At 56.1% G+C, this 1,941-nt stretch carries 3 protein-coding genes; 2 read left to right on the forward strand and 1 reads right to left on the reverse strand.

Annotated elements, in window-relative coordinates; translation table 11 throughout:
* Nucleotides 1–881: hypothetical protein (locus FAF44_RS53005; RefSeq protein ID WP_237111088.1), on the forward strand; the 881-nt coding region annotated here is incomplete at its 5' end.
* A 53-nt stretch (nt 882–934) separates the two neighbouring features.
* On the forward strand, nt 935–1,438 hold the full coding sequence (locus FAF44_RS53010) for a hypothetical protein (RefSeq protein ID WP_237111089.1): 504 nt from the start codon (nt 935–937) through the stop codon (nt 1,436–1,438).
* Here the strand turns inward: FAF44_RS53010 and FAF44_RS56605 are convergent.
* Complete coding sequence (locus tag FAF44_RS56605; protein WP_368857806.1) at nt 1,367–1,840, reverse strand: transposase family protein; 474 nt, start codon at nt 1,838–1,840, stop codon at nt 1,367–1,369. The two genes, FAF44_RS53010 and FAF44_RS56605, sit on opposite strands and share 72 nt — an antisense overlap.
* Between the last annotated feature and the right edge of the window lie 101 nt (nt 1,841–1,941).

Consider the following 1,941-nt stretch of genomic DNA (forward strand, 5'->3'; position numbering starts at 1 on the left):
CGTCTACCAGGGGTTTCGCCATGTCATCAGGCGAACGTCCACCTCGCGATCATGCTGTGATCATCAACCCACCGCAGGGGGATGAAAACGGCTCAATGACAGGTAAGGAGCTGGCATTCAACTGGATCTCGGCAGGAGGTCTGGAAAGCTTTGCCGCCATGGAAAAGGCGGCGAAGCTGAATCCTGCGGATGCGCGGCTTGGTGAGTGGAGAAAGACGCAGCAAGTTGGTGCTCAACTTGCTGGGGGAAGGTCCAATGCTAAGCCTGCCTCGTCGAAATCTGGAGCTGCCAATAGTTTCTATCGTTATCGGAGCTATAAATACATCGCTCGCCACTGGAAGGAGATCGACAAGGCCGCTCATGACTACGGAATCCAGAGAAATATTCTGGCGGCCCTTCTCATGTATGAAAGCCATTGGCAGCACAAGCAACTTCTCGGCCCCGATTTGGGCGATAAAGCGTCCGTCAAGAAAGAAGGCGAAAATGCCTCCGTCGGACTGGCGCAGCTGGAAATCTATAAAGTTCGAATGATGTTGGCTAAATATAATGGTAAGGAGTATCTCGACAAGAAGAAACGTACAATCGAGGAGTTGGCGGCGTGGATGCGTAAACCCGAAAATGCGATCCGAGCGGCGGCCGCCTGGATGAAGCATCTGAAGGAAAATATCAAAATACATGGCAGGCCCTTGAATGACATGGAGGCCGCAATAGGCTACTGCGGTTGTTCTGGGGTTGTCGTATATGCGAACAGGCCGCCAGGTGAACAAATTCATGCCAGGAAGTTCGAAAGATGGGCAGAGAATGGCTGGGACCCCGACGAGCTCGAGAGAGGCTGGAACGACAAGCATGTAGCAATAAATCGACGTAATGACCTGCATTAGTATGCGCGCGATGCCGAAGAGATGTGGAGGTGCGGACAGGTAGAATGTTGGTGATGCTGGCAGCACTTGGAAGGTGCGGTGGCCGAAACCCTCGATGGGAAGGCGGGATCCTGTTTGCCATGCGACTTCGCTGGGTGGTAACCCTTGTCCTCGTCCTAGTTGTTGGATGTGATTCTTCCGCGCGATATGAGGTCAACGCCACTGTGCTCGAAGAAGCACGAAAGATCGGTACGGTCATCTGGGAAGAGAAGTATGAAGATGATACGGCCGAGGGTGAAGTGATCCATCTGTTGGTAGTCGACGCCAAGGGCGACAGCGAGAAGCTCTCCTTTGAGAAGGCTGTTGCTTTTCTTCAAAGCCATGGCTGGACTATCGCTGTTGATGATCGGCCGAGGGATGTGTCAATGGATTCAGGTAAGTGGACAGGTGCGCATTTGACTGTATCTACATTCAGCTCCTCTGAGATGAAAAATTATGCTGACGTTTTAGAGGCGACAAGAAAAGCGGGTGTTGAATTTCAAGGGCTTGTAGGAATATCGGCATTCCAAGGGCCGTGACGTGTCATGGCGGGTAGCCGCCAGTAGATGGACCGCGGTGCCGTTGGCGGTGCGGCTGCCGCACAGGGTCTTACCGTCCACGGCCAGGATGGTGAGCGGAGTCCGGGCTGAGGACGAGCTGGTGGTGGGTGATGCGTCGGCGGCGAGTATGGCCAGGTAGGCGTAGGTGGCGGTGTCGAAGGCGTCGCCGTCCAGGCGGGCGAGCAGGCGCCCCAAGGTGCTGGCAGCCAGCCGCACGGTGCCGGGCAGACCGACTCGTTGGCGTAGCTGTGGGTCATACCCGGCGATGAACCGGGGGATCTTTACGAGGGAGGTCGCTCCGCTGAGGACGGCGAGCAGGGATAACGCCAACAGTGGGCCGAGCCGGTAGCGGCGTCCGCGACGGCTGCGGGGGTCGGGGATGGCGTCTAGTACTACATGGCTAGATCACGTTGGGTGATCTTTCGGTTTCCCGGTGTGCGAGGGCTGGAGTATGTGAACGTGATGACATGCCCCAGCCCCAT

This window comes from Nonomuraea sp. MG754425 (genome assembly GCF_021699195.1).
In the GTDB taxonomy this organism is placed as follows: Bacteria; Actinomycetota; Actinomycetes; order Streptosporangiales; family Streptosporangiaceae; genus Nonomuraea.

Excerpts from the sequence above, each read along its gene's own strand:
- FAF44_RS53010 (WP_237111089.1), top strand. The coding sequence starts at position 935 with ATGCTGGCAGCACTTGGAAGGTGCGGTGGCCGAAACCCTCGATGGGAA.